Source organism: Actinocorallia sp. B10E7, from assembly GCF_039871655.1.
Taxonomy (GTDB): Bacteria; Actinomycetota; Actinomycetes; order Streptosporangiales; family Streptosporangiaceae; genus Actinocorallia.
Genome location: NZ_JBDPLZ010000015.1, coordinates 129577 through 148495 on the forward strand (window position 1 = coordinate 129577; position 18919 = coordinate 148495).

Below are 18919 nucleotides of genomic sequence, written 5' to 3' on the forward strand. Positions count from 1 at the left end.
ACGCGCCGATCAAGATCTGCCGGGATCCCTACCCCTCCCCCGACCTGGTCTAGCGCCGCCGCGCCAGGATCTCCCGGAGATCGTCCCGGGCCGTGAAGGCGGCGAGTGCGCCGAAGACGATCGCGGCGGACAGCGCGGCGGCGGCGGCGCTCAGCAGGTTGTGCACCTGGCCGTCCACCCCGAACGCCGCGGCCACCGAGTACCCGGCCGCCGCGCCCACGGAGCCGCCCAGCAGGCCTCCGAGCGCGGCTCTGGGCAGCCCTTCGGCGGCCGCCGGGCCCCGGGCGCGGATCAGCGCCGCCAGCAGCAGGGCCCCCGCCACGGTCATTCCGATGGTGTTGCCGAAGCCGAAGGCCGCGACCACCCAGTCCTCGGGGACCACCCAGACGACGAGTACGACGTCCGAGAGGAGCACCGCCGTCCAGCCGATGACAATGGCCCGAGCCGATTCCCTGCCCCTGTCGCAGGCGTACAGGGCCCGTCCCAGATGGGCGACCAGCCCGTAGCCGAGCAGACCCGGCGCGAACGCCAGCAGCGCCCGGGACAGCACCTCCGGCTGGGCGTTCGGCTCGTTGTCGAAGAAGGCGGCGACCGGTACCGCGACCGAGGCGACCAGGGCCGCGCCCAGGCAGGAGACCAGCACCACCGCCCGGGTGGTGGTCGCAGCGATCCGGTCGAACCCGGCCGGGTCGGCGTCCTGCGAGCGGGCCGACAACGCCTGGAAGGCGCTGGTGGCGATCGGCACGGCCAGGATCGCCCACGGCAGCAGATAGACCGCCCAGGCGTAGCCGTAGTCGGTCAGCGCGCCCCCGGTCCCCTCGTTCTTCAGTACCAGGACCGCCAGCGTCGCCAGTTGCTGCGCCACCACCGTCGCCAGGCCGGCGAACGCCAGCGTGCGCACCTGCCGCCCCACCCCGTCGGGGAAGCGCAGCGTGGGCCGCAACCTCATCCGCAGCGGCCACCCGGCCACCAGCGCCACGACGACCATCGCCGACACCCCCACCGTCGTGCCGACCGAGAGCATCAACTCGGCGTCACGCGGTACCTCCGGCAGCCGCCAGGGGTCGTGCCCGTCCATCACCGGGACGTAGGCCAGATAGGCCCCGATCATCACCAGGCTCGACACCAGGGGGGCGATGGCGGGCCCGGTGAACCTCCGATGGGACTGCAGCACCCCGTACAGCACGACGGCCAGCCCGTACATCACGATCTGCGGCGCGAACACCACCAGCATCCGCGCCCCGATCGCCCGGTACGCCGCCACGTCGCACCCGCCGATGTCGCCCTGGCCGAGCGCCGTCATGATCGGCCCGGCCAGCAGCGCCACCAGCAGCGCCAGCGGCACCAGCAGCATCAGCACCCAGGTGAGCATCGCCGAGGCCGTGCGCCGGACGGTCTCGGCGTCACCGCGTTCGGCGGGGCCCGCCAGCACCGGCACGACCATGCTGGCCAGCGCTCCCCCGGCGACGATCTCGAACACGATGTTCGGAACGTGGTTGGCAGTGAAGTACACGTCGCTCAGACACGACTTGCCGACCGTCTGGGAGAAGACCGCGGTGCGGCCGAATCCGGCGACGCGCGCCAGCACGGTGAGGACGGCGATGAGGACGGCGGCGCCGGCGATGCCGCTCGCGAGGCGTCTCACCGGACCTGAACGGGCTCCGGCTTGGTCTCGACCGGGCGGCGGCCCAGCATGTCCACCCAGTTCAGCGGCGGGCTCTCCCGGATGACCTTGGTGAAGCTGACGTACTCGCTGGCCGCGTTCAGCGCCACCAGCCCGCCCAGCACCGCCAGCCGGCCGGGCAGCGGCAGCCGGGTCGCCGACAGGCCGAGCAGCGCGCCCAGCGCGTTGGCCCCGCAGTCGCCGAGCATCGCCCGCTCGCCCAGGTCCTCGGGCAGCAGCGCCACCGCCGCGCCCAGCGGCGCGGCCACCACGGCGGCGCCCGCCCCGGCGGCCAGCGGCAGCCCGGTGAGCAGCCCGACCTTGATCGCCCGGCCGGGCCGCAGGTCGAAGAGGTTCATCAGATTGGCCCCGGCGGCGATGATCGCCCCGTTGAGCAGGGTGTCCAGCGCCTTCCCCGGCACCGTGCGGGCCGGGGACCCGGCGAGCGCGGCGGCCGCCAGCCCGGTCGCGCCGATGCCCAGCACCTTGACCGCCCCGGTCGTCATCTCGCCGCGGGTCAGCGCCATCAGATGGCCTTTGAACCCGCGCGAGGAGCCGTCTCCGGCCAGGTCGTCGTAGGCGCCCAGCAGCCCGGAGGCGGTGCCCGCGACCAGCGCGGCGGCCCGCAGCCGGGCGGGCAGGCCGGGGGCGGTCAGGGTCGCGGCGGCGGCCCCTGCGACGAACGCCGGGCCCTCCAGCAGAGTGACCGGTTCGGACCGGTGGTTGACGCGTCCCCACACCTCCTGCCCGGTGAGCCCGTTGAGGCCGGGCGGGCGGCGGGTGAGGGCGGTGTAGGCGGCGCGGGCGGCGGCTGCGCCCAGCACTCCGCCGATCAGAAGGCGCTTCACGGCTTGGCTCCAGTGGTCGGGACGGCGGGCAGGGGATCGGGCAGGTAGCCGCTGACATCCGATCCGGTGCCGTAGTGGCCGGACTTCCCGCCCAGCTCGACGTTGAGCGCCAGGACGGTGACGACCTGCCCGGAGGAGGTGTCCGCGGCGTCCACCGAGGAGACCGACGAGGACGTCTCCGACGAGCGGAGGGCGGACAGAAGGCCGCCCGTGCCCGCCGAGGAGACGTTACCGGCCGCCACGGTGCCACGGGTTCCCCGGTCGAGCGCCGCCGTCAGCGCGACCAGCGCCTGGTTGTCGTCTTCGGCGCCTGCGCCTTCGTACGGCTTCGCCGGGGCCACCACTACCGCGAGTGTGGCACGAGCACCCGGCTTTCCGCCGGTGGTCAGCAGACCCTGGTCCCGGAAGGCCTGCAGGACCGAGCCGGAGCCGACCTCCTCGTGTCCCGCCTTCTCCGCGTCCCGGGTCACCAGCATGGACGCCAGCAGCGTCCCCGCCTTCTCGTACGTCCCCGCGCCCTCGGGGTAGGCGACCCCGGCGGGCTTGTGGAACTCGGCGAGCTGGTCGACGGCCGGGGTCTGGTCGTCCGCGAGGAGCTTCTCCTCGAGGTTCACCCAGCCGGTGACGGTGCCGCCCGCGGCCTTGACCGCCGCGTCCAGGCCGGTGCGGGTCTTCTCCTCCGCGCCGGGCGCCAGGACGAAGACGACCGACTCGTTCTTCAGCCGGCCGGCCAGCACCTGCGGGCCCAGGATCCGGGCGAACTGGTCGTCTCCGGAGATCCGGTCGCCCTGCTGGGTCACCTGCGCCCGCAACTCGTCGTTGTTGCGCTGGATGACCTGGACGTTCTGGTCGACGAGCTTCTGGGACGCCTCCTGGGCGGCGGTGGTGGAGCCCAGCAGCAGGCCCGTCGCCAGGGCCAGGAAGACGGCGACGATGGAGACGAGGTGGTAGCGGAAATCGATCACGTGAAGAATCCGGTCAGCCAGAAGAGGAAGGAGTGCCAGTACTCGATCAGGGCCGACATGATCGTCGGCCCGGACGGCGAGATGGCCAGTGCGGCGACCATGGCGACCAGTGCGGCGGCCACCAGGACCAGCAGGGCCGAGGAGGAGATCCGGCTGCGGTACAGCAGGCTCACGCCCTTGGCGTCGACCAGCTTGCTGCCCACCCGCAGCCGGGTGAGGAACGTGCTGGACATGCCGGCGCGGCCCTTGTCGAAGAACTCGACCATGTTCATGTGGGTGCCGACCGCGACGATGAGCTCGGCGCCCTTGTCGTCGGCCAGCAGCATCGCGCAGTCCTCGCTGGTGGCCGCGGCGGGGAACACCACCGCGTCCCGGCCGAGGGCCTCGACCCGCTTGAGGCCGGGCGCCCTGCCGTCGCGGTAGGCGTGCACGACGATCTCGGCCCCGCAGGTGAGCGCCTCGTCGGACACCGAGTCCATGTCCCCGACGATCATGTCGGGTCTGTAGCCGGCCTTCAGCAGCGCGTCCGCGCCTCCGTCCACGCCGATGAGCACCGGCTTGTACTCGCGGACGTAGGGGCGCAGCGTGGCGATGTCCTCGCGGTAGTGGTAGCCGCGCACGACGATCAGCGCGTGCCTGCCCTCGAACGAGGTGCGCACGTCGGGAACGCCGACGCCGTCGATGAGGAGCTCCTGCTCCTTCTTGACGTACTCCATCGTGTTGGCGACGAACGACTCCAGCTGCTCCGACAGCCCGGCCTTGGCCTGCTCGATGGCCCGCTCGACCGTCTCGGGAGTGTGCCGGATGCCCTTGGCGATCAGCTCCTCGCCCCGGTAGACGGCGGCGCCGTCCAGCCGCAGCACGTCCCCCTCCGAGACCTTGTCGAAGATCTCGGGGTCGACGTCGTCGAGCAGCGCGATGCCCGCCTCGATCAGGATCTCCGGGCCGAGGGTGGGGTAGCGCCCCGAGATGCTGGGCGCGACGTTGACCACGGCGGCGATCCCGGCCGACACCAGCGAGTCGGCGGCGACCCGGTCGAGGTCGACGTGGTCGATCACCGCGATCTCGCCCGGTTGCAGGCGCTTGGCCAGATTCTTGGTGCGCTTGTCGATCCTGGCGGTGCCGCTCACTTCGGAGCGGCCGTCCTCCCCGCCGGAACGGCGCAGGCCGAGGAGACGCACGCCACGCAGGAAACGCGTGAGCGTGTCTGATTCGGCCCCCGGTTCGCTCATGACCTCTACATCCTGCCAGAGCCGTACAACCCGTCGGCCTGCCGACGGGATCAGGCGTGTCCGTTCTTGTCCTGGGCGGCGATGGCCAGCAGTTCCTCCGCGTGGGCGCGGCCCAGTTCGCTGTCCTCCAGCCCGGCCAGCATCCGGGACAGCTCCCGGACCCTGGCTTCGGTGTCCAAGGTTTGCACACCGCTGCGGATGATGGTGCCATCATCGGACTTTTCCACCAGCAGGTGCTGGTCGGCGAACGCCGCGACCTGGGGCAGGTGCGTGACCACTATCACCTGCGCCGTCCGGGCCAGCTTGGCGAGCCTGCGGCCGATCTCGACCGCCGCCTTTCCGCCGACCCCGGCGTCGACCTCGTCGAACACGAACGTCGGCACCGGGTCGGCGCCGGCGAAGACCACCTCGATGGCGAGCATCACCCGGGAGAGCTCACCGCCGGACGCGCCGCGGCCCAGCGGCAGCGCGGGCGCGCCCGGGTGGGCGGCCAGCCTCAGCTCGACCTCGTCGACCCCGTGCGGGGTGAACCCGGAACTGCGGGTGAGCGCCACCACGACGCACGAGTGCGGCATGGCCAGCGCCGTCAGCTCGGCGGTGACGGCCTCGGAGAACCGTTCGGCGGCCGCCTCGCGCACCTCGGTGACCCGGGCGGCCAGCTCGTGCAGCCGGGACGCCAGCTCGGCCTCCTCGGCCTCCAGCTCGGCGATCCGCTCGTCGTCGCCCTCCAGGTCCTGCAGCCGGACCGCGGCGTCCCGCGCCCAGGCCAGCGCCTCGTCCACGCTGCCGCCGTACTTGCGGGCGAGCATCGACAGGTCGGCCCTGCGCTCCTGGACGGCGGCCAGGCGCTGCGGGTCGGCCTCGACGGACTCGGTGTAGGCGGCCAGCTCGCCGCCGATGTCGGCGATCAGGTAGCCGGCCTCGGCCAGCCGGTCGGCGAGCACGCCCAGCTGCGGATCGTGGTCGCGGGCCGCCTCCAGCGCGCCGCGCGCGGTGCCCAGCAGGCTGGTGACGTCGGCGAAGGCCTCCACCTGGGAGGGATCGCCCAGCAGGGCCTCATGCGCGGTGCTGGAGGCGGTGCGCAGCGCGTCGGCGTTCGCCAGCCGCTCGTCCTCCGCGGCCAGTTCCACGTCCTCGCCCTGCCTGGGATCGATCTTCTCGATCTCCTCCAGCCCGAACCGCAGCCGTTCGGCCTCGTCGGCGCGGGCGCGGGCCTGGGTGGTGAGCTCCCCCAGGAGCTTGCTGACCTCGCGGTGCCGCTGGTAGGCCTGGGTGTACTCGCGCAGCGGCTTGACCAGGCCGGCGCCCGCGTAGCGGTCCAGCGCCTCGCGCTGGCGGCCCGGCTGCAGCAGCCGCTGCTGGTCGGACTGGCCGTGTACGGCCACCAGGTCGTCCGCGAGCGTCAACAGGGTGCTCACCGGAACGGAACGGCCGCCCAGATGCGCGCGGGAGCGGCCCTCGGCCGACACCGTGCGGGTGATGATCAGCGCGCCCTCGTCCAGCTCACCGCCCGTCTCCTCGACCCGGGCCGCGGCACGGCCCGCCGGATCGAGTGTGATCCGGCCCTCGACGACCGCCTTGTCCGCGCCGGGCCGCACCCGCTGCGGGTCCCCCCTGCCGCCGAACAGCAGCCCGAGGCTGGTCACGACCATGGTCTTGCCCGCGCCGGTCTCGCCCGTCACCACGTTGAAGCCCGGCGACAACTCCAGCACGGCCTCGTCGATGACGCCCAGGCCCTTGATCCGGACCTCTTCGACCATCGGTCTCAAGGGGACACCTCATCCGCTCGCGCAGTATCCGTTTTTTCGCCGGACCCGGACGGGCGGCCCGGCTCCGGGGAAAGATTATCGCTCCTGTGTGCGAACGCGCCCCCGCCAGCCCGCGACCGGGAGCCCGAACTTGGTCACCAGGCGGTCGGTGAACGGGGTGAGATGCAACCGTGCCAGGCGTACCGGGACCTCGCTGCGGCGCACCTCGACCCGGGCCCCGGGAGGCAGATCGACGGTCCTGCGTCCGTCGCACCACAGTACGGCCCCCTCGTTCTCCTGGGTCACCTCGACGGCGACCGTGGAGGCCGGGGAGACCACCAGCGGCCGCGCGAACAGGGCGTGCGCGCTGATCGGCACCACCAGCATCGCCTCGACCTCCGGCCACACCACCGGCCCGCCCGCCGAGAAGGCGTAGGCGGTGGAGCCGGTCGGGGTGGCGACCACCACCCCGTCGCAGCCCCAGTGCGACAGGGGCCGCCCGTCGATGCCGACGACGAGCTGCAGCAGCCGCTCCCGCGCCACCTTCTCCACCGAGGCCTCGTTGAGCGCCCAGGTGCGGTGGTCGGTGCCGTTGTGGCGGACGACGACGTCGATCGCCATGCGCTCCTCGACCTCGTACTCGCCGGCGACGACCCGGCCCGCGACCGCCGCCAGGTCGGCCCGTTCGGCCTCGGCCAGGAACCCGACATGGCCCAGGTTGACGCCGAGCACCGGGGTGCCGGTCTCGCGGGTCAGCTCGGCGCCGCGCAGCAGGGTGCCGTCCCCGCCCAGGACGATCACCAGTTCGGCGCCCTCGCTGGCGTCCGGGGCCGCGGGGCAGACCTCGGCCTTGGCGCAGCCGATGTCCTCGGCCTCGTCCTCCAGCACCCGGACGCCGATCCCGGCCTCCTCCAGCTGCCGGATCACCAGCCGGGCGCTGGTGACCGCGCCGGGCCGCCCGGTGTGCGCCATGATCAGCACCGTGCGGCTCATCGGGGCCCCTCCTCCACCGCCCGCTCCAGGTCCTCCTCCGCCAGCGGCGGGGCCCCGGCGCGCAGCCACAGGAAGTACTCGACGTTGCCCGACGGGCCGGGCAGCGGGCTGGCCGCCACCCCCAGCACGCCGAGCCCGAGTGTCGCCGCGTACGCCGCGACGCCGCGCACCGCCTCCTTGCGCAGTTCCGGATCGCGGACGACCCCGCCCGCGCCGACCCGCTCCTTGCCGACCTCGAACTGGGGTTTGACCATCATCGCGTAGTCCGATCCGGGCGCGACGCACGCCCGGATCGGCGCGAGGACCTTGGTGAGGGAGATGAACGACAGGTCCCCGACGACGAGATCGGGCGGCTCCCCCACGTGCTCGGGCGTCATGTCCCTGATGTTGAGCCGCTCCACCACGGTGACCCTCTCGTCGGTGCGCAGCGACCAGGCGATCTGCCCGTAGCCGACGTCGACCGCCACCACGTGGGCGGCGCCCGCGCGCAGCAGGACGTCGGTGAACCCGCCGGTGGAGGCGCCCGCGTCCAGGCAGCGCCGCCCCCGCGGCTTCAGGCCGGGGAACGCCTTCAGCGCCCCGGCGAGCTTGTGGCCGCCCCGGGAGACGTATTCGGGGCCTTCGTCCTTCTGCTCGACCAGCAGCGCCGCGGACGTCTCCACCTGGGTCGCGGCCTTGGTGGCGAGCTGGCCGCCCACCTTCACCCGCCCCTCGGCGATCAGCTGCCCGGCGTGCTCCCGAGAGCGGGCGAGCTTGCGCCGGACCAGTTCGGCGTCGAGCCTGCGTCGGCTCATCCGGCGTCCCGTCCCGTCCCGTCGGTGTCGGCGAGGACCTCCTGCAGGCCCAGATGCACCCGCTCGAAGACCGCGACATGCCCGGCGACCGGCGTCCCCTGCAGCGTGCCGAGGACCGCCAGCGTGGCGTCGACCCGCTCGTCCCCGGTGGACCCTGGCTCCATCTCCCCGCCCATCCCGCTCGACGATCACTCTGCCTGTGATGAACCGGGCGTCCCAGGAGGATCCGGTGTTCCCGGCGTGCCGCGGTTCGCGTGCGGCACACCAAGAACGCTACCGTCCTGTGAAGACCATGATGTCGACGGAACGGGGAATAGGCCTGTCATGGCGACGGTGGAGCAGTGCGAGGCCGCCCTGGCCGACCTCGTCTCCCGTCTCGACGAGGTCGACCCGGGCAAATGGGCCCAACACGCGGTCAACCGCACGATCAGCTGCCACATCAGCGATCTCGGCGTCTCCTACGCCAGCCGCCTCAGCAAGAACGGCGTGGCCCCCTTCACCCCCACCGGCGACCCGAAATCCGCCCAGGTCCGGCTGACGGTCTCCGCCTCCGACCTCATCGACCTCGCCGCCGACCGCCTCAGCCCGACCAAGGCCTGGGTCTCCGGCAGGCTCAAGATCGAGGCCAGCGTCCTGGACCTCCTCCGCCTTCGCAAGGTCCTCTGACCGCCTGATCACCACGGTTGACACGGCTCGCGCCGGGTGTTCTCATGTCACCCGTGTCCGCGTGGCACCGGCCAGAGAGCAGTGGGCAGGCCGGCGACCGGGCGAGACACATGACGCGAAGGAGCCGAGCCATGGGTACTTTCCCCGCGCGCAGCGCCTGACGTTCGACGTCCCCGCACGGCTTCTCCTCTTACCGCGGCTTTCCGCCCTTCTCGACGGGCCTCCGCGCAGCCGTGCGCTCCCCGGCCTCCCCAGGCCACCCGTTCTTCCACACTTTCACCTTTCCCCCTCTCTTCTGGAGAAGTCACAAAGCATGCCTGTGCCCTCTGACAACCCGATGGCGGCCTTCAACCGATCGATCATCGAGGAGTTCCGCGCCAACGGCGGCAAGGTCGGCGGCCCCTTCGAGGGCGGCGACCTCCTCCTGCTGACCACCACCGGAGCCAGGTCCGGCCAGGAGCGCACCGTCCCCCTCGGCTACATCCGCGACGGCGCTTCCCTGTTCGTCATCGGCTCCGCCGGAGGCTCCGACCGCCATCCCGCCTGGTACCGCAACCTGCTCGCCCACCCCATGGTCCGGGTGGAGATCGGCGACGAGGCGTTCAGGGCCGTCGCGGTCCCAGCGGAGGGCGCCCGCCGCGACGAGCTGTTCGAAAAGGCGGTGCGCAAGGCCCCCGGCTACGCCGGCTACCAGGCCGGGACGTCCAGGATCCTGCCGGTCATCGTGCTGGAGCGCTCCGAGCCCTAGACCGGCACTCCTCCCGCCGACCTGGCCGGAATCCCCTTCCCACCCGCCGTACGTCCCCAGGCCCCTAGCTCAGCCGCAGGACGGCGAGAGCCGCTTCGACGGCTTCGCGAGGGGCCGGGGACGGGTCTCGCCAGGCGGCCGCGGCCAGGGCGCGCAACCCGTCCCAGGGGTCGCCGTCCCCGGTGAGGGCGATGGCGGGGCCGTTCCAGGCGGCGGTCCAGCCGCCGCAGGTGAAGCTCTCACTCGCGTGGACCGCCCGGGGGTGGTCGAGGAGCAGGCCGGTCAGGTCGGGGGCCAGGTAGGTGGGGCGCTGGTGGGGTGGGGCGGTGAGCGCCGTCAGGGGGTCGGTCACTCCGGTGAAGACCAGGAGGCTGTCGGCGCCGCCGTTGTGGGCGCCTTCGATGTCGGTGTCGAGGCGGTCCCCGACGATCAGGGGGCGTTCCGCGCCCGTCCGCAGGATGCTTTCGCGGTGCAGGGGTGTCTCGGGTTTGCCGGTGACGATCGGCTCGACGCCGGTGGCGTACCTGATCACCTGCGCGAGGGAGCCGTTGCCGGGCTTGGGCGGTCCGAAGGGGGCCGGGACGGTGAAGTCGCCGTTCGATGCCACGAACAGCGCGCCGTCGCGGACGGCCTGGGCGCCCTGGGCGATCAGGCTGTACTCCAGGGTCGGAGAGAAGCCCTGCACCACGGCCTGCGGGCGTTCGGCGGCCGTCGAGACGGGCCTCAGCCCCTGCGCGTACAGCGCGTGGCGCAGGGACGTGCCGCCCACGACCAGGACTTTCGCCCCCGCGGGAAGCCGTTCGGCCAGCAGCCGGGCGGCGGCCTGGGCGGAGGTCACCACGTCCTCGGCGGCGGCCGGGACGCCCAGGCTCGTCAGCAGGCCGGCGACGGCACTGGGCGTCCGGGACGCGTTGTTCGTCACATAAGCCAGCCGCATCCCCTGGGCACGGGCTTTGGCCAGGGACTCGGCGGCGTTCTCAATGGGGTGGTGGCCTCGGTAGACGACACCGTCGAGGTCCAGCAGCGCCACGTCATAGGCGTCGATCAGCATTCGGTCATCTCCGGGAGTCGAGGGTGGCTCGGGCATGCCGCAACGCGGAGGCGTAGTCCCGGTTCTCCGGCCGCATCGCCGCGGCCAGGGCCAGGTGCTCCACCGCGGCCTCGAACTCGCCCATCCGGCTCAGCGCCAGGCCCAGCCCGAACCGGGCATAGTCCTCGGCAGGATTCTCCTCGATGATCGACCGGAAGCTCTCGGCGGCCTCGGCGTAGTGCCGTGCCCCGAACAGCGCGCGCCCCAGCGCCTCCCGGATGCTGGGGGACTGCGGCTCGGCCTCGACCGCCCTGGCCAGCAGCTGCACGGCCGCCGCGGGACTGCCCGCGCCCAGCAGCTTCATTCCGCGTGAATAAAGGTCGTAGACGTCCACCGGGCTTTCCTGCGGCTCACCTGGACCTTGAACCAAGGTGTGCACCTCCCATACACCTCAATCCGTAGCATGCCCCGATGCGGATCACATGAGTCATCGGCGGGACACCCGTCTCGTCCTCTCGCCGGCGCTCACTCCCCTCCCAGCCTCCTTGGAACCCGCGGGCGCTCACCCGTCCACCGTATGCGCCCCGCCCGCCCCGGGTCAGGGCACCGCCCTCACGCCCGTCCCGCAGACCGGCGATCTTCACGCGCGTTTCCAGTAGCCTGGCGTGATTTCCAGCGAACGGTTCGAGGTTTCGATGGCTGTCATGCCCCTCATGTCCTGGCTCCGGATGTCCGCCCTTGCGGCCGCAGCCGCCCTGGGCTCGGCCCTGGCCTCTCTTCCGGCCTCGGCCGCTCCGGCGAAGTGGCGGGTCGAGGGCACCCGCGGGGCCGAGATCAAGGTTCCGGCGGACTGGCGGACCAACGACTTCGGCTGCAACATGAGCGACGCGCCCAGCGTGGTCAGGCCTTCGGGGCCCCAACCGGCGTGCTACACCCCCGAGTCGCCCCGCAAGGAGGTGGCGATCCTCGGCAGCGGAGAGTCCCAGCCCGAAGGCGTGAAACCGACCGGGACCCCCGTCACGGTCACCGTCTCCGGCAGGAAGGCCACCCGGCTTGAGGAACGGCTTCCCGACGGCCGTTACGCGGGATACGTCAAGGTCCCCTCGGCCTGGATCGTCCTGACCGTCCGGACGCTCAGCCGGTCCGAGACCACCCGCATCCTCGACAGCCTCCGCATCGTCAAGACCGACGTGAACGGCTGCGCCGCCAACAGCCTCCGGGCACCGCGTCGTCCCGGAGGCGTGAAGGGAGCCCGCCTCGCGCCCGCCTCCCCCGCCTCGGTCTCCGTCTGCTACTACGGCGGCGGCGAATACGGCGACAGCCCCCGAGCGGTCAAGAAGCACGGTCTCCCCATCATCGCCTCCTACCGGGCGAAGGGCGCCAAGGCCAAGCGCCTGGCCGCCCTTCTCAACACGGCACGACGCGGCGGCAACAAGGCCGTCCCCTCCTCCGAGTGCAGCGGAGGAGCCGCGCCGTACCCCGACGTCGTCCTCGTCTTCAAGAGCAGCTCCGGTAAGCGCGGCGTCCTCTTCTTCACCTTCCAGACCTGCAAGAAGCGCGGCATCGACAACGGTTCCCGCAAGGGGAAGATCACGGAGAGGATCCTGCACCCCCTCATGGAACCGCTGTCCGTGGGCTATAGCTGGTCTCAGCTTTGAGTCTGGGAATCCTTCGGAATCACGGGAACTTGAACGAATGTGAACGTTTCTTCCACATCACCCGGCATCGGCCCCTCCGAACGAGGGCTGGAGCTCTCCCCTTTCTCCGGCGTGCGGTTCTCCCCTTCCGCGGTGGGGAACCTCGATGCCGTCACCTGCCCGCCGTACGACCTCATCGACAAGGCGGATCTGGGACGGCTGAGGGCGGGGGCGTCGCACAACATCGTGCAGATCACCCTGCCCGGCGGCGGTTACGAGGAGGCCGGACGGTTGCTGCGCGAGTGGCTCGCCGACGGGACGCTGGTCATGGACGACTCCCCCGCCCTGTACGTCTACGAGATGGGCGGGCCGAGATTCCTGCAGCGCGGGCTGATCGGCTGCGTGGGCCTGCGGGACGAGTCCGAACGGGTGATCCTGCCGCACGAGAACGTGTACCCCGGCCCCGTACGCGACCGGCTCGCCCTCCTGGAGGCCACCCGCGCCAATCTGGAGCCCATCTTCCTGACCTATGAGGGCGACGGCCCCGCCAGCGATGTGGTCGACCGGGTCGCAGACGGCTCCGACCCCGTCCTGGAGATCGTCTCGGGCGACGGGACGCGGCACCGCCTGTGGCGCCTGGAGGACGACGGCACGATCGCGGACGACCTGCGGGGTCGCCGGGCGCTGATCGCGGACGGCCACCACCGCTACGCCGCCTACCGGGAGTTCCAGGCCCGCCGGGACGGGCCGGGTCCGTGGGACTACGGCTTGGCGCTGCTGGTCGACTCGCTGCGCTATCCCCCGCATCTGGGTGCCATCCACCGCGTCCTGCCCGGCCTCGACCCGGCGGAGGCCGCCCGGGCGGCGGAGGAGGCCTTCGAGGTCACCCCGCTGGAGGGCGGCCTGGCCAAGGCGCTCGCGGCTCTGGAGGCGACGCCGGACGGGCTGCTGCTGGCGGGCTCCGGCTGCCGCCTGTGGCTGCTCAGCGGCCCCGATCCGGCCCGGCTGGCCGCCGCGCTGCCCGCCGACCGGTCCGCGCGCTGGCGTTCCCTGAACACCGCCGTCCTGGACGGGCTGCTGATCGGCGACCTGTGGAAGATCACTCCCGACGAGCACAGCGTCCAGGTGGTGCACGACGACCCGGCCCACGCCGTCTCCCGCGCCTCCGGGAGCGGGGGGACCGCGGTGATCCTCAACCCGCTGACCGTGGCGGAGGTGATGGCTCTGGCCGCCGACGGCGAACGGGTGCCCAGGAAATCGACCTCGTTCGGGCCCAAGCCCCGCACCGGTCTGGTCATGCGGCTGGTCCAGACGGACGAGGCCTTTACGTTGTAGATCATATGCATCGGCTACCGTGAAGGCCATGGCGAACCTGATCACACCCCTCGGCGACGACGTCTACGAGATCGACACCCAGATGGCCGGCCACCAGGGCATCACCGCCGGCTACCTCATCCTCGGCGACCGGCCCTGCCTCATCGAGCCCGGCACCGCCGGGTCCGCGCCGATCGTCCAGGAGGCGCTGTCCTCCCTGGGCGTATCGGCGAACGACCTGGCGTCCGTGGTCGTCACGCACATCCACCTCGACCACGCGGGCGGCGTCGGGGACATCGCCGCCCTCTACCCGTCCGCGGAGGTCGTCGTCCACGAGAAGGGCGCCCGGCACCTGGCCTCGCCCGAACGGCTCGTGCGCAGCGCGCGCATGGTCTTCGGCGACCTGTTCGACGTGCTCTTCGGCGACCTGAAGCCGACGGACGCCGCCCGCATCACCTCCGTCGAGGACACCGGAGCGGTCGACCTGGGCGGCGGGCGCCGCCTGGAGACCTACTACTCCCCCGGCCACGCCCGCCACCACGTCGGCCTGCTGGACTCCCTCACCGGCGACCTGTACGTCGGGGACGCCGCCGGCATCTACATCCCCGAGACCGCCGAGGTCCGCCCCGCCACTCCCCCGCCGGACTTCGACCTGGAGACGGCCCTGGCCTCCCTCGACCGGTTCCGGGAGTTGCGGCCCACCCGGTTGCTGTTCGCCCACTACGGCCCCGTGACGGACGTCGCCCTCACCCTGGACCGCTCGGAGGAGGAACTGCGCCTGTGGGTCGAGACCGTCCAGCAGGCCCACGACGCCGGACTGGACGTCGACCACGCCGTCGCCATGGTCCAGGAGCGCACCGCCGGACGGTACCGCGCCTACGAGGACCTCGAACTCCAGAGCAAGTACGAGGTCCTCAACAGCACCACCAGCAACGTCGCCGGGATCATGCACTCGCTCAGGACCTGAACGGGAGACCGGGCGGACGGGGCCTTCGCCCCGGTCCTTCTCGGAAGAGAGAACACCGCGGCGTTCCCCACCCTCTTCTCGATGGTCTCCATCCTCGAGGCCGGGACCTCGACCTGAGGATTCAGGACCGGAACGGGCCGCTCACCTCGTAGGTCACCCCGCCGGTGCCGAGGATGACGCCGTCGGCCCCCCGCTGGGAGGAGAAGTACAGGCGCTTCCCGTCCGGGGAGAAGGCCGGTCCGGTGATCTCCGAGCCGGGGTGCCCCTCGATCTGCAGGAACGGGGCGACGACCCCCTCGGGGGTGATCAGGTTGATCTGCATGTCGTCGCCGTCCTCGGCGACGTAGAGGTCGCCGCCGCGGGTGCCGGTGATGTTGTCGACGCCCTTCAGCGGTGCCGCGCCGCCCTGCACGAGGTCGTCGTCGTAGGCGAGGCCGAGGGTCTCGGCCGCCGCGTCGTACGTCCACACCCGGTTGTCGCCCTTGGTCGTGAAGTAGCAGACGCCGTCGGCGTAGTAGCAGCCCTCGCCGCCCTTGAAGCGCATCGCCCCGGCCACCTGGTCGCGGGTGGGGGTGAGCCACAGCTGAGGCCGGGGTACCCGTTCCCAGCGCACCTCGCCCAGGCCGGAGCCCACCAGCACCTCGAGAGTGCCGGACGACAGATCACCCCATGTCTTCGGGATGAAACGGTAGAAGCAACCGTCGGACTGGTCCTCGGTGAGGTAGACGACCTTCCGGTCGGGGTCGCAGGCCGCGGCCTCGTGCTTGAACCGGCCCATCGCGGGCCGCTTCGCCGCGGCGTTCCTCCCGTAGGGGTCGGTCTCGTAGACGCTGCCGTAGTCGTACTCCTCGCACGACAGCCACGTCCCCCACGGCGTGGCCCCGCCGGCGCAGTTGAGCTGTGTCATCGAGAGCGTCCGGTAGGCGCCGAGGATCGTCCCGTCCGCCCCGAACCGCACCGCCGAGGCCCCGCCGACGAGCGGTACCTCGGAATTGCTCACGTAGATCCAGCCGTCGCCATCGGGGAAGCAGGCGCCTCCGTCCGGTGCCGCGTGCCACCGGTAACCGGTGCCGGCGACCTCCTGCATGGAGCGGGCGATCACCCTGCCGCTGAACCCCTGCGGCAGCCGGAGCCCGTTCACGTCCGCGGCCCCGAGCGACCCGTACGGCCCAGCTCCCGGCTGTGCCGGCCCCGCGAACGCCTCCTGCCACAACCCGCCCACGAACGCGGTGGCTCCCATGCCCACCACCGTCGCCCGCAGGAAATCCCGTCGAGCCACACCGCGCATAGCGTTCACTCCTTCTCGAGCATCACCGAACGCCGTGCAGTCGATCATCAGATCCCGCGCCAGACCACAACAGCCCCGTGAATATGTCGCGAACGAGACAGACCGTCAAGGGCCCGGTGATAGCCCCCAGCCCGAACGACCCACCTTCCGCGGACCTCGCCCTTCCCGGCAGCCACTCGCGTTCCTGGACCGAGGAGTTGCCGCCCCGATCATCCGTGAGGGGCCACCTGGCGCTACCGGCCGAATGCCCCGAGTAACGGGAAGCCGGATCTCTCGGAGCTGTCCGCCCTGCCTGGATGGAGGACGGCCCGGCTGGTCTCGACGCCTCGGGCCGGAACCGAGAAGACCCCGGAAAAGAAGAAGGCCCGCCGCTCGGGGCGACGGGCCTTGTGTCAGTCGGATTCTTCGGGTTCTTCGGTCCGGGGGTCCTCCGGGTCGGGGACGGCCTCCGGCGGGGGCTGGAAGGAGAGGGTCAGAGGGGACTCCGGCTCGGTCGTCTCCTCGGACGACTCGGGGTCGACGGTGTCGATGATCTCCAGACCGTCGAGTTCGGCGTAGCGTTCGGTGGCGTCGGTCTCCTCCTCGCGGTCGGCGGCGGCCGAACGCAGGAACCAGTCCTTGGCCTCCTCCTCACGGCCCGCGGCGACGAGGGCGTCGGCGTAGGCGTAGAAGAGGCGGGCCGACCACGGACGCAGCCTGCGGTCCTTCAGCTCGGGGATCTGCAGGGCCACGACCGCGGCGTCGAACTGGCCGAGGTCGCGGCGGGCACCGGACTCCACGATGTGGAGTTCGACCCGCTCCTCCCTGGGAAGGGAGCCGGCCTCCTTGGAACGGGTGATCTCCAGGGCGCGTTCGGGACGGCCCAGGCCACGTTCGCAGTCGGCCAGGATCGGCAGGTACAGCTCCTCGCGTCCGGGCAGGCGCCGTGCGGCGCGCAGTTCCGACAGTGCCTCCGACCAGGCGCCGGCGTGGTAGGCGGCCAGACCGCAGGCCTCGCGGACTACTCCGACCCTGCTGGCGAGCCGCCGTGCGGTCTTGGCGTGCCGGTAGGCGAGGTCGGCGTCGTCCTCGACGAGCTGTCCGGCCGCGACCAGGTGCCGTGCCACGAGCGCGGCCAGGTCCTTGGGCAGCGTCCGCAGTTCCTCGCGGGCCTCGACGTCCAGTTCCTCACCCGTGATCTCCTCGGGGATCACCGGGTCGTCGTAGGACGTCCGCTTCGGATCCCGGTCCTCCCGGGCCCCGTACCCGCCGCGCTGAAGCCGCTCCTCACGACGCTCGCCGAACTTCTCCTCGGCCGACCGCTCACCACCGCGGAACTCACGCCGCTCACCCGACTGGGGACGCTCGTCACGACGCCCGAAGCCACGGTTGTCATCACGACGGAACTCACGCCGCTCACCGGGCCTCGAACGCTCATCCCGCCCGGAGCCACGGTCATCACGCCGGAACTCACGCCGCTCACCCGACTGGGGACGGTCATCACGACGCCCAAAACCACGACCGTCGTCCCTGCGGAACTCACGCCGCTCACCGCCCTGCGGACGATCGTCACGACGGAACTCACGCCGCTCACCGCCCTGAGGGCGGCCACGGTTGTCACCACCGCGGAACTCACGCCGCTCACCCGACTGGGGACGCTCGTCACGACGCCCAAAACCACGACCGTCGTCCCTGCGGAACTCACGCCGCTCACCACCCTGCGGACGATCATCCCGCCCGGAGCCACGGTCATCACGACGGAAATCACGACGCTCACCGCCCTGGGGGCGGCCACGACCGTCGTCCCTGCGGAACTCACGCCGCTCACCGCCCTGAGGGCGGCCACGGTTGTCACCACCGCGGAACTCACGCCGCTCACCCGACTGGGGACGCTCGTCACGACGCCCAAAACCACGACCGTCGTCCCTGCGGAACTCACGCCGTTCACCGGAAGGGCTGTCTTCCCGCTTCACGAAGGGACGCTGGGAGCGCCCATCACCGGACCGTCCCTCGTCACGGCGGTCAAAAGAACGCCCCCGCTCCTCCCGAGACTGGGGCTTCCCAAAACGATCTTTCGAGCGTTCGCCCGGCCGGCCCTGCCAACCCCCGGCGCGTTGCCCCGAACCCGCCGACTGAGGCCGACCCTTCTTGACGGCACCCGGCTTGAACGGCTTACGAGCACTAGGCTTACGCGCCGGCCGACCGTTCCCACGGCCTCCGTTCGTCCCCTGCTGCCCCTGACGTCCCTCGCGGTTGTCGCCGCGGCCTTCCTCTTCCTTCACCTCTACATGGTAGACGGAACACAGCAAGCCTCAGACGCCGAACGCCCAGAGCCACCCAGCCGCAAAACCCGAAGAAATAAGAAATCCCCTCCAGCCGAGAAGGGAAATACAAAAGCCCGGACCTTCTCCGGAGCTTTCAGGACCCAGGAGCACCATCCTGCAAGGAACCTGCGTCACGCCTCCGGTCTGCTGCTCGATGCGCGGACCCGCCCTCGGCCACACGAAACACCGCAGTACGCACCGCCATCCTCGAGAAAGACGACTTCGACACGTTCTTCTCCCGCCCACGATGTCACCGACTTCGGTGGCACCCGATCCTGCTCGCCGGACGCGTCTCCAGGAGCCGGCCGCTGAGGACTTGGCCGCGCTCATGGCACGGCACCTGGTCGCGGCCGGACAGCTCGTCGAGGACGACGCCGACCTCGCCTACCGGCACGCCAAGACCGCACGGCGGCTCGCCAACAGGAGTCAGCCGCGGACGCGCTGCTCCGCGGCTGACGGCCCGCCACCGAGCCACCGCAGGACGGCGAAACCCGCCGTGAGTAAGGGGGGGCTCTCACCCCCCCTTTTTTCTCGCCGCTCGGGAAAAGGCCCCCGGAAATACGGAAAGGCCCCGGACAGATGTCCGGGGCCTCTCAACGCTGATTGCGGCGGTGACCTACTCTCCCACACGGTCTCCCATGCAGTACCATCGGCGCTGGAGGGCTTAACTTCCGGGTTCGAGATGGGACCGGGTGTCTCCCCTCCGCCATGACCGCCGCAAGT

The 18919-nt window shown here is 71.5% G+C and carries 18 protein-coding genes and 1 rRNA gene; 6 read left to right on the forward strand and 13 right to left on the reverse strand.

What is annotated here, in order from left to right:
• Positions 1–49 precede the first annotated feature (49 nt).
• From ABGB12_RS33030 to ABGB12_RS33065, 8 genes are all read right to left on the reverse strand, one after another.
• Positions 50–1645, reverse strand: a complete 1596-nt coding sequence (locus ABGB12_RS33030) for a lipid II flippase MurJ (protein WP_347684126.1) — start codon at positions 1643–1645, stop codon at positions 50–52.
• Complete coding sequence (locus ABGB12_RS33035; RefSeq protein ID WP_347684128.1) at positions 1642–2511, reverse strand: hypothetical protein; 870 nt, start codon at positions 2509–2511, stop codon at positions 1642–1644. The genes ABGB12_RS33030 and ABGB12_RS33035 overlap by 4 nt, the downstream gene beginning before the upstream one ends.
• The gene (locus tag ABGB12_RS33040) at positions 2508–3476 is read right to left on the reverse strand and encodes a copper transporter (RefSeq protein ID WP_347684129.1); all 969 of its coding nucleotides are present in this window, start codon (positions 3474–3476) and stop codon (positions 2508–2510) included. The genes ABGB12_RS33035 and ABGB12_RS33040 overlap by 4 nt, the downstream gene beginning before the upstream one ends.
• Positions 3473–4657 carry a putative cytokinetic ring protein SteA gene (gene steA / locus ABGB12_RS33045; RefSeq protein WP_347684130.1) on the reverse strand — a complete coding sequence of 395 codons (1185 nt, stop codon included), beginning with the start codon at positions 4655–4657 and terminating at the stop codon, positions 3473–3475. The genes ABGB12_RS33040 and steA overlap by 4 nt, the downstream gene beginning before the upstream one ends.
• A gap of 101 nt (positions 4658–4758) precedes the next feature.
• Positions 4759–6468 (reverse strand): DNA repair protein RecN, encoded by a 1710-nt coding sequence (gene recN, locus ABGB12_RS33050; protein WP_347684158.1) that lies wholly within the window; start codon positions 6466–6468, stop codon positions 4759–4761.
• 84 nt (positions 6469–6552) lie between these two features.
• The gene (locus ABGB12_RS33055; protein WP_347684131.1) at positions 6553–7449 is read right to left on the reverse strand and encodes an NAD kinase; all 897 of its coding nucleotides are present in this window, start codon (positions 7447–7449) and stop codon (positions 6553–6555) included.
• Positions 7446–8243, reverse strand: a complete 798-nt coding sequence (locus tag ABGB12_RS33060; RefSeq protein ID WP_347684133.1) for a TlyA family RNA methyltransferase — start codon at positions 8241–8243, stop codon at positions 7446–7448. Before ABGB12_RS33060 ends, ABGB12_RS33055 begins: the two co-directional genes overlap by 4 nt.
• Positions 8240–8407, reverse strand: coding sequence for a hypothetical protein (locus ABGB12_RS33065; RefSeq protein ID WP_347684134.1), 168 nt, complete (start codon positions 8405–8407; stop codon positions 8240–8242). The genes ABGB12_RS33060 and ABGB12_RS33065 overlap by 4 nt, the downstream gene beginning before the upstream one ends.
• 160 nt (positions 8408–8567) lie before the next feature.
• Between ABGB12_RS33065 and ABGB12_RS33070 the strand changes: the two genes are divergently transcribed.
• The gene (locus tag ABGB12_RS33070) at positions 8568–8909 is read left to right on the forward strand and encodes an SCP2 sterol-binding domain-containing protein (protein WP_347684136.1); all 342 of its coding nucleotides are present in this window, start codon (positions 8568–8570) and stop codon (positions 8907–8909) included.
• Between the two features lie 313 nt (positions 8910–9222).
• The gene (locus ABGB12_RS33075; protein WP_347684138.1) at positions 9223–9657 is read left to right on the forward strand and encodes a nitroreductase family deazaflavin-dependent oxidoreductase; all 435 of its coding nucleotides are present in this window, start codon (positions 9223–9225) and stop codon (positions 9655–9657) included.
• 64 nt (positions 9658–9721) lie between these two features.
• Here the strand turns inward: ABGB12_RS33075 and ABGB12_RS33080 are convergent, their stop codons facing one another.
• The gene (locus tag ABGB12_RS33080; RefSeq protein ID WP_347684140.1) at positions 9722–10708 is read right to left on the reverse strand and encodes an HAD-IIA family hydrolase; all 987 of its coding nucleotides are present in this window, start codon (positions 10706–10708) and stop codon (positions 9722–9724) included.
• A 4-nt stretch (positions 10709–10712) separates the two neighbouring features.
• The gene (locus ABGB12_RS33085) at positions 10713–11081 is read right to left on the reverse strand and encodes a tetratricopeptide repeat protein (protein ID WP_347684142.1); all 369 of its coding nucleotides are present in this window, start codon (positions 11079–11081) and stop codon (positions 10713–10715) included.
• Positions 11082–11400: 319 nt separating this feature from the next.
• Here ABGB12_RS33085 and ABGB12_RS33090 point away from each other — a divergent pair, with 319 nt between their 5' ends.
• The 3 genes from ABGB12_RS33090 to ABGB12_RS33100 are packed head-to-tail and all read left to right on the forward strand — an operon-like array spanning position 11401 to position 14605.
• The gene (locus ABGB12_RS33090; protein WP_347684144.1) at positions 11401–12345 is read left to right on the forward strand and encodes a hypothetical protein; all 945 of its coding nucleotides are present in this window, start codon (positions 11401–11403) and stop codon (positions 12343–12345) included.
• A 39-nt stretch (positions 12346–12384) separates the two neighbouring features.
• Complete coding sequence (locus ABGB12_RS33095) at positions 12385–13659, forward strand: DUF1015 domain-containing protein (RefSeq protein WP_347684146.1); 1275 nt, start codon at positions 12385–12387, stop codon at positions 13657–13659.
• A 28-nt stretch (positions 13660–13687) separates the two neighbouring features.
• Entirely contained in the window at positions 13688–14605 is a 918-nt protein-coding gene (locus ABGB12_RS33100) for an MBL fold metallo-hydrolase (RefSeq protein ID WP_347684148.1), read from the forward strand.
• A gap of 121 nt (positions 14606–14726) precedes the next feature.
• Here the strand turns inward: ABGB12_RS33100 and ABGB12_RS33105 are convergent, their stop codons facing one another.
• Positions 14727–15893: an alkaline phosphatase PhoX gene (locus tag ABGB12_RS33105; protein WP_347684150.1), complete on the reverse strand. Its 1167-nt coding sequence runs from the start codon at positions 15891–15893 to the stop codon at positions 14727–14729.
• 392 nt (positions 15894–16285) lie between these two features.
• A complete protein-coding gene (locus ABGB12_RS33110; RefSeq protein WP_347684152.1) occupies positions 16286–16999 on the reverse strand; it encodes a tetratricopeptide repeat protein in 714 nt (237 codons plus the stop codon).
• Here ABGB12_RS33110 and ABGB12_RS33115 point away from each other — a divergent pair.
• Positions 16934–18508 carry a hypothetical protein gene (locus ABGB12_RS33115; protein ID WP_347684154.1) on the forward strand — a complete coding sequence of 525 codons (1575 nt, stop codon included), beginning with the start codon at positions 16934–16936 and terminating at the stop codon, positions 18506–18508. The two genes, ABGB12_RS33110 and ABGB12_RS33115, sit on opposite strands and share 66 nt — an antisense overlap.
• A 291-nt stretch (positions 18509–18799) precedes the next feature.
• Here the strand turns inward: ABGB12_RS33115 and rrf are convergent.
• Positions 18800–18916: ribosomal RNA gene (gene rrf / locus ABGB12_RS33120) — 5S ribosomal RNA — on the reverse strand.
• Between the last annotated feature and the right edge of the window lie 3 nt (positions 18917–18919).

Coding starts and splice junctions, on each gene's coding strand:
- recN (WP_347684158.1), bottom strand. CDS start 6,468: ATGGTCGAAGAGGTCCGGATCAAGGGCCTGGGCGTCATCGACGAGGCC.
- ABGB12_RS33055 (WP_347684131.1), bottom strand. CDS start 7,449: ATGAGCCGCACGGTGCTGATCATGGCGCACACCGGGCGGCCCGGCGCG.
- ABGB12_RS33060 (WP_347684133.1), bottom strand. CDS start 8,243: ATGAGCCGACGCAGGCTCGACGCCGAACTGGTCCGGCGCAAGCTCGCC.
- ABGB12_RS33065 (WP_347684134.1), bottom strand. CDS start 8,407: ATGGAGCCAGGGTCCACCGGGGACGAGCGGGTCGACGCCACGCTGGCG.
- ABGB12_RS33070 (WP_347684136.1), top strand. CDS start 8,568: ATGGCGACGGTGGAGCAGTGCGAGGCCGCCCTGGCCGACCTCGTCTCC.
- ABGB12_RS33075 (WP_347684138.1), top strand. CDS start 9,223: ATGCCTGTGCCCTCTGACAACCCGATGGCGGCCTTCAACCGATCGATC.
- ABGB12_RS33080 (WP_347684140.1), bottom strand. CDS start 10,708: ATGCTGATCGACGCCTATGACGTGGCGCTGCTGGACCTCGACGGTGTC.
- ABGB12_RS33090 (WP_347684144.1), top strand. CDS start 11,401: ATGTCCTGGCTCCGGATGTCCGCCCTTGCGGCCGCAGCCGCCCTGGGC.
- ABGB12_RS33100 (WP_347684148.1), top strand. CDS start 13,688: ATGGCGAACCTGATCACACCCCTCGGCGACGACGTCTACGAGATCGAC.
- ABGB12_RS33105 (WP_347684150.1), bottom strand. CDS start 15,893: ATGCGCGGTGTGGCTCGACGGGATTTCCTGCGGGCGACGGTGGTGGGC.